Consider the following 8,229-nt stretch of genomic DNA (forward strand, 5'->3'; position numbering starts at 1 on the left):
AAAACGTGTCACGCCGTGGCAATGTCAGCCGCGTCCTGACGACCCAGGAGACAGGTCCCCTGTTCCCGCAGCTTATATTTCTGAATTTTTCCGGAGGCAGTCGCCGGATATTCATCAACAACGAAAAAGAATTCCGGAATCTTGTGAAAGGCAATTTTATCAGTGCAGAACTGTCTGAACTCTTCACTTTCCGCGGTTTCACCTTCCCTGAGAATAATAAAAGCGGCAACCTCCTCCCCATACTTTTCACTGGGAATACCGACAACCTGAACATCGAGGATTTTTGGATGAGTATAAAGAAATTCTTCAATTTCCCGCGGATAAATATTTTCACCGCCCCTGATAATCATATCTTTCATCCGACCGGTAATCTTGCAGTACCCGTTTTCATCCATGACGGCTAGATCGCCCGTATGCAGCCAGCCTTCCCCGTCGATGGCGGCCGCAGTTGCCTCGTCCATCTTGTAATACCCTTTCATTACATGATATCCCCGGGTACACAGTTCTCCCTGAGTTCCCCGGGCCACCTCTTCCCCGGTGACAATATCCGCGATTTTCACCTCGATATTGGGCAGGGCCCGACCTACAGTGCTGACCCTCAGCTCCAGACTGTCTTCCGGTCGAGTCTGGGTTATAACAGGAGACGCTTCTGTCTGACCATAGGCAATTGTCATCTCGGCTGCACCCATTTTGCCCACAACCCTTTTCATCACCTCAATGGGACATGGCGAACCTGCCATTATCCCCGTGCGAAGGCTGGATGTGTCATAGTTTTTCTTTTCCATTTCCTCAAGTTCTGCAATGAACATGGTGGGGACACCATGAAGAGCCGTACATTTATTGGCCTGAACCGTCTCCAGAACCTTGTCGGTAACAAACTGGGTCACAGGCGACATGGTCGCCGCAGAAACGACGCAGGTGAGCGTTCCCAGCACACACCCGAAACAGTGGAAAAACGGAACAGGGATGCACAGATTGTCCGCACTTGACAGGTTCATGCATTCACCGATACTCTTTGCATTGCCGATAATATTGGTGTGGGTCAGCATAACCCCTTTAGGAAAACCGGTAGTGCCGGAGGTGTACTGCATATTAATGACATCATCTGGAGACAGAGAATGCTGACGCTGCTGCAGATCTTCATCGGAAACCTTTCCGCCCATTGCGATTATTTCATCCCAGCCAAACATGCCCTTCATACGGTCTTCTTCCGGCCCAATGTAAACAACATTTTTTAACAGGGGCAGTTTTTTACACTCAAGCTTTCCCGGTTCACACTCATCCAGCTCAGGACAGACTTCCCTGATAATTTTCAGATATTCATCAGATTCGCGGACACCTCCAATAAAAACCAGGGTTGTCGCATCGGACTGTGACATCAGGTATTCCAGCTCAAAGCTGCGGTAACTGGTGTTGACTGTCACCAGTACAGCCCCCATTTTCCCCGTTCCAAACTGTGAATAAAGCCATTCAGGAACATTGTTGGCCCATATCGCCACCTTCTCTCCCTTTTCCACTCCAAGAGCCATAAAACCTTTTGCCACATCATTGCACACGTCTCTGAACTGCTCCCAGGAGTGGCTTATGCCGTATTCATAATATTCAACGGCCTTTTTTTCAGCAAACTGATCAGCCACGAGGTCAACAAGCTGACCAAGAGTTGTACTGCCCACTTCATATACCGGCTTCTGCATATTTACTCCTCTGGTTTTATGTGTGTTTTCGAAATAGTCCACCAGGTTTTATTCAGTATCCCTGAACAGTTCCCTGCCGATGAGCATTCTGCGAATTTCGCTGGTTCCGGCCCCGATTTCGTACAGTTTGGCGTCACGCAGCAGACGACCGGTTGGAAATTCGTTGATATATCCGTTCCCACCGAGACACTGGATGGCCTCCAGGGCCATCCAGGTGGCTTTTTCAGCAGTAAACAGGATTACCGCAGCGGCATCCTTGCGGATATTCGAGCCCTGATCAGCCGCCCTGGCTACCATATACACATAGGATTTGCAGGCGTTCCAGGTGGCATACATGTCCGCCAGCTTACCCTGCATCAGTTCAAATTCCCCAATGGCACGACCAAACTGTTTCCGGGTATGAATATAGGGCAGCACCACATCCATGCACCCGTTCATAATACCCAGGGGCCCACCGGACAGGACAAGACGTTCGTAGTTCAGCCCACTCATCAGGACCTGAACACCCTGGTTGAGCTTACCGAGAATATTCTCTTTTGGAACCCGACAGTTTTCAAAAACCAGTTCACAGGTGGGGGATCCACGCATACCAAGCTTATCCAACTTGGGACTGGTGGAAAAACCCGGGAAAGTTTTTTCCACCAGAAATGCGGTAATCCCCTTGTGCTGTCTCTCCGGAGCCGTTTTGGCGTACACGACAAGGACATTGGCATGGGGACCGTTTGTGATCCACATTTTGGACCCGTTCAGCAGATAACCGTCACCATCTTCCGTAGCACGCAGGCGCATGGAAACAACATCGGACCCGGCTTCGGCTTCACTCATGGCCAGTGCGCCGATATGCTTACCGCTGATCAGGTCGGGAAGGTATTTTTTCTTCTGTTCCTCTGTACCGTTTATTTTGATCTGATTGATACAGAGGTTTGAATGAGCACCATAGGCCAGACCGACAGAAGCGGAGCCCCTGCTTATCTCTTCCATGGCGATAACATGTTCGAGGTAGCCCATTCCGGCCCCTCCATAGTCCTCGGAAACGGTGATACCGAGAAGCCCGAGGGCGCCCATTTTCTGCCAGAGCTCAGGAGGAAACACATCATTTCGGTCAATTTCCTCCGCCAAAGGAGCAATCTCTTCGCTGACAAAATCATGCACGGTTTCCCGCAACAGATTTGCAGTCTCTCCCAGACCAAAATTCAAAAGGGGATACGATCTCATGGAACCTCCCGGTTATGATTTCAATTCTTCAACATTCTCAAAAAAATCGAGGGCCTCCGGATTTTTTAAGGCATCCTTATTCTTCACTTCACGGCCATGAATCACTTTTTTGACCGCCAGTTCAACTTTTTTCATGTTCAGGGTATAGGGAATATCCGGTGCCTCAATAATCTTCGCGGGAACATGTCTCGGGGAAGCGTTGATACGGATATTCTTTCTGATTTCTTTTTCCAGCTCATCACTCAATTCATACCCCGACTCCATTTTTACAAAAAGGATGACACGGATATCATTCTGCCATTCCTGACCGACCACCACGCTGTCCTCAATACCTTCCATTCTTTCGAGAATACGGTAGATTTCAGCCGTGCCTATCCTCACTCCTCCCGGATTCAACGTGGCATCAGAACGGCCGTACATAATAACACCGCCCCGCTCGGTGACTTCAATAAAATCCCCATGGGTCCAGACACCGGGATATTCATCGAAATAGGCAGAATGATATTTGCTACCGTCTTCATCATCCCAGAAATAGATGGGCATTGACGGAAAAGGCGCTGTACAGACAAGCTCACCCTGCCTGCCGATGACCGGATTCCCGGATTCATCATAGGCAAAGACCTTCATGGCAAGCCCCCGGCACTGCAGCTCACCACTGTACACAGGCCCCATGGGATTACCCAGGGCAAAGCAACCGTTAAGATCCGACCCGCCGGAAATGGAAGCCAGCTGCAGATCTGACTTCACTTCACCATAGATAAATTCAAAATCCTCTTCCGAAAGTGGCGATCCGGTTGACAGCAGGGCTTTCACAGCTTCAAGATCAAAATCCTTTCCCGGCCTGATTCCAGTGTTTTTCAGTGCTGCAATATAACCGGCACTGGTGCCGAAAACGGTGATCTTCTCATCCTGGGCCATCTGCCACAGCATTTCCGGACCGGGATAAAAAGGATTGCCGTCGTAAAGCACCAGAGTCGCTCCCACTGCCAGAGAACTTGTCAGCCAGTTCCACATCATCCAGCCGCAGGTGGTAAAATAAAAAATGGTATCCTCTCTCTTCAGATCCGTGTGCAGCATCAGCTCCTTGAGATGATGGACAAGAACACCGCCCGCACTCTGCACCATGCATTTCGGCAGCCCGGTAGTTCCGGATGAGTACATGATGTAGAGGGGATGATCAAAAGGCAGCTGGACAAATTCTATCTCTTCAACATCTTTCTCAATAAACTCTTCAAAAAGAATGGCCGCGGGAAGTGGGGTCAGATCGGGATGATCACTGACATACGGCACAACAACCAGTTTTTCAATGGACGGAATTTTCTCCATAATTTCTCCAGCCCGGGCAAGACTGTCGATAGGTTTCCCCTTGAAAAAATAACCATCAGCCGTGAAAAGAACTTTCGGTTGCGTCTGCCCGAACCTGTCAAGTATCCCCTTGATGCCGAAATCCGGAGAACAGGAGGACCAGATTGCCCCTAGACTTGTCGCCGCCAGCATAGCGATAATCGATTCCGCCATATTGGGAACAAACCCCACAACCCTGTCACCTGCGGTCACACCCGCATTTTTCAATGCGGCGGCAACTCCAGCCACCTGCTTGTAGAGTTCATTATAAGTCAATGTTCTCCTGACCCTGTCCTCTCCCCTGAAAACAAGTGCAGTTTTATCGTCCCGGTATCGGAGAAGATTCTCCGCGAAATTCAGCCGGGCTCCGGAAAACCATCTTACCCCCTCCATTTTGTCTGGATCATCTATAACCTCACTGTACGGCTCAGAAAAACGGACCTCTGCAAAATCCCAGAACTCGGCCCAGAACTGTTCCAGATTGTTCACAGACCACTGGTAGAGAGCGTCATAGTCGGCAAAATCCGTCCCGAATTTCCCGTTAACAGTCTGCATGAACCGATACATATTGGAACTCTTTATCCGCTGTTCCGATGGTTCCCATAATAATTTCGCCATGACAAACTCCTTGATCACATTACCCTGTCCTGAATCCGCAACAGATTTTGTTTCAGCGGATTCAGGACTGTTTTTCTGAAAATACGCGGCCGCGGGTCAGATTGCCGCAGTCGGGATTTTCATTACCTTTTTGTACCCACTGGGCATAAATGGCCCGGCCATAGAGTCCGGCCATTCCGGTTTTTCTGCAGATCATCTCAGAAGGAAAACCCCTCCGGCAGTTCTTCCGCTCTCGTTCCGTCCGCCACCCAGGCCAGATCAAGAATGGTGTAAGTGGGACCGGTCGTTTTGAATATCGGCACAACTTTCATCCCTATCGCAGGCTCACCGACACTCAGATAACTCATCAGGATCGTGGTGACTCCGTCAAACTCAATATTTATAAAACGAATCGGCTTATCCAGAAGATTAAAGGCTCCAGATCTCGCACATTCCATAAAGGTATGGACCCTGGCCGTTTTCTTGGCGATATCAGTCAGGTCGACAATACTCATTTTGGCCAGACAATCGGGACAGTGGATGCGAAACGGAATATAGACAGACCCCTTGCCATCACAGTCATCATTGTCACACCGGGTTGCCAGCAGTTTTCCCTTGCCGAGAGACTCAAAGAAAACTGCCTCTCCGCCGTAGGAATGAATATAAGTCATGTCCCGCGGATTGGTTACCCCGAGCAGCTTCCAGTTATCATCAGCATCCCTGATAGGCATATTAGGAGTCAGATGATGGAAGTTCCCTTTGAGTTTATACTGATTATTTTTTACAAATACCTGCCCGAACATACTCATGGTGATTCTCCATTATTTTGAAATCGGCAGCAGCTCCACCGATTCAACATTTTTATTTTGGCCCTTTACACGTCCTTTTTCAGCAGATGATCCGGATCCATGAGAATAGTTGAAGTAACATGGGATCCGACACCGGCATGACTGATAGCCATTCCTCTTCTGGCACCTTTGACCTGCAGATTTGTCCAGTCTTCCGGCTTTTCCCTGTCAAACGCTTTCCAGACCTGTTCGTCGCCATGGAGCTCTTCCCACCTGTTCCAAAGCTGAGAGGCAATTTCAAATGTCTGCATGATACCGGTTGCGCCAACGGCATGCATGCAGCCGATCAGTCCACCAGAGAGGTTGGACGGCAGTTTCCCGGGTTCTCCGGTATGGGGATTGACATGGTAGCAGTCTCCTGATTCCACATAATCTCTTCCTTCACCGTAGGGGCGAATACCGATATCCTCGTAAGTCTGCACATCGCTTATGGTGAAAGCATCGTGGAGTTCAACCACATCAAGATCTTCGGTTGGATCAGTGATACCAGCCATACCATAACCATAGTATGCCGCAATACGGGCGGCAAGAAATCCGGTAAAACCGGGATACCTGTCCCCTCCCGGAAAACGTTCACCCAGATCTTTGTACTGATCGGCTGTTTCATTGGGCAGAAGTGGAATATCCATATCACGCCTGTCAGCGGGACGGAGGGTATGGGAACCGGCAGCACACCAGATCCTGAGCGGTTTATTCTTTGAATTGGCCGTCAGTTTCATCGCAGTGTCTTCATCACAGAGAATGGTGCAGGCGGCACCCACACTCATGAGACAGCAGTCAAGAGCCCGAAGAGGATAGGCAACAACCGGTGAATTAAGAACATCATCCACGGTGATATCCATGGGTGACTGGGCGTAGGGATTGAATCGGGCATAACCATGATGCTTTACGGCAATTTCAGCCAGAGTTTTTCTGAAAGATTCCTCCGACTTACCAAATATCTGCCAGTACCGCTGGGCCATAACCGCGTAATATCCTGTATAAATATGACCCAGAGGAGATTCCCAGTCCTTATCTGCCGCACAGGATATCAGGAAATTCCCCTCATCGGTGGGAACCTCATCCATCCGTTCCCAACCCATGACAAGGACACAGTCTGAATAGCCGGAAGCAACCGCTTTCAAACCTTCCCATATCGTTGATCCACCGGTTGCTCCACCGGTCTTGACGCCGACATTGCCGAGAGGATCCAGACCGAGGCGGTCATGAATAACCGATTCCCCAAGCAGCTGATCTCCAAAATGATCAGCAAAATGGCCATAATAGCAACTGTGGATATAGGTTTTCAGCTCTGCCGCAGACATATCAAGCAGGTTGGATGCCATGACAAAAGCGTCGACACACAGCTCTTCCGTTCTTTTATCCGGAAAAGCACGGTCGAATTTAGATTGACCTGCAGTCACCAGGTATACGGGTCTCTGCAGTTTCGGGATTTTTAACTGTTGTTCGCTGAATGTAATCATACTTTCATCCCCTTTAAAATGATTATGAAAGTCTGCAGTGCCTCGGGTATTTTCCGGCTCAGTTCAAACTTTCATTGTGTATTGTACCCCAATGGCATAAATGACTGAACCTGCAGCCCAGCCATGCTTTGTATTCTTTGTAATCTTTGTATTAAAGTGTTCCAACCCAGAGTACAAAGCTTCTCTTGCTGCTATTATTGGTTATCTTCTGACTTTCCGGTTTGGACCAGAAGTGCACGGCATCTCCCTCAACCATATGGAGAATTTCACCGCAAAACATAAAATCAATGGAACCTTTCAGCACACAGAGTACCTCCTGACTGTTCTTTATATTTTTCCTTGCCGGTAATGATTTACCCGGCTCTATCACCAACACGGATGAATCGATCACCGACCTGTATTCCGGCGGAAAAAACCTGCGGGTTACAAAACCGGTATGGGACAGATCAATATCATCCCATTCAGATTTTTTTATCAGTACAACATTCTGCTGTTCACTCACCTGGGAAATAATATCTCCCGGATTGACACCGATTGCCTGACAGATACGGATAAGAGTATCTACCGACGGTGAACTGACATCATTCTCCACCTGGCTCAAAAAACCTTCTGAAATCAATGCCTTTTCAGCAACTTTTTTCAAGGTCAGTTTTCGGTCTTTCCGACATTTCCTGATTAACGTACCGATATTCATGCAATGCTGTTGGCTATTATTATCTGAAAATCCGCGACTGAAGGCGGTGCCGTCTCAGTCGGGATCTGCACAGGCTTTTTGTACCCGCCGGGCATAAATGGCCGGGCCATAGAGTCCGACCGTGCCGGTTTATCTGAAAATGATGACAGACGCATCATTCAATTAATATTTTGTATATGTTAAATCTTAACCTATATCAAATATTAATAAAGAGTCAACAGTAATCTTTACAGCAGGCCCGAATTTTCCTATCATCTTCAATGCCCCTGGACACAACCTGATCTTTTTCTGACCGGGAAAATACAGCCGAACAGTCAATATCGTTAACTTAAGCGATGAGCCATCTTGTCCTTAAGTCAGTGTCTGTCCAGAAA

At 48.6% G+C, this 8,229-nt stretch carries 7 protein-coding genes; all 7 read right to left on the reverse strand.

The genetic code is table 11. The features are described 5' to 3' along the window. Positions 1 to 8: 8 nt before the first annotated feature. Positions 9 to 1,694, reverse strand: a complete 1,686-nt coding sequence (locus ACXLDX_RS02380; RefSeq protein WP_457575591.1) for an AMP-binding protein — start codon at positions 1,692 to 1,694, stop codon at positions 9 to 11. A gap of 48 nt (positions 1,695 to 1,742) precedes the next feature. Next, positions 1,743 to 2,909: an isovaleryl-CoA dehydrogenase gene (locus tag ACXLDX_RS02385; RefSeq protein ID WP_457575592.1), complete on the reverse strand. Its 1,167-nt coding sequence runs from the start codon at positions 2,907 to 2,909 to the stop codon at positions 1,743 to 1,745. Between the two features lie 12 nt (positions 2,910 to 2,921). Continuing rightward, positions 2,922 to 4,871 carry an acetoacetate--CoA ligase gene (locus ACXLDX_RS02390; protein WP_457575593.1) on the reverse strand — a complete coding sequence of 650 codons (1,950 nt, stop codon included), beginning with the start codon at positions 4,869 to 4,871 and terminating at the stop codon, positions 2,922 to 2,924. A 61-nt stretch (positions 4,872 to 4,932) separates the two neighbouring features. Further along, positions 4,933 to 5,067 carry a hypothetical protein gene (locus tag ACXLDX_RS02395; RefSeq protein WP_457575594.1) on the reverse strand — a complete coding sequence of 45 codons (135 nt, stop codon included), beginning with the start codon at positions 5,065 to 5,067 and terminating at the stop codon, positions 4,933 to 4,935. 1 nt (position 5,068) lies between these two features. After that, on the reverse strand, positions 5,069 to 5,659 hold the full coding sequence (locus tag ACXLDX_RS02400) for a Zn-ribbon domain-containing OB-fold protein (RefSeq protein ID WP_457575595.1): 591 nt from the start codon (positions 5,657 to 5,659) through the stop codon (positions 5,069 to 5,071). Positions 5,660 to 5,724: 65 nt separating this feature from the next. Then, positions 5,725 to 7,161 carry a thiolase domain-containing protein gene (locus ACXLDX_RS02405; protein WP_457575596.1) on the reverse strand — a complete coding sequence of 479 codons (1,437 nt, stop codon included), beginning with the start codon at positions 7,159 to 7,161 and terminating at the stop codon, positions 5,725 to 5,727. A gap of 151 nt (positions 7,162 to 7,312) precedes the next feature. Continuing rightward, entirely contained in the window at positions 7,313 to 7,855 is a 543-nt protein-coding gene (locus tag ACXLDX_RS02410; RefSeq protein ID WP_457575597.1) for a helix-turn-helix domain-containing protein, read from the reverse strand. Positions 7,856 to 8,229: the final 374 nt, after the last annotated feature.

It is taken from the genome of Desulfomarina sp. (genome assembly GCF_054039375.1).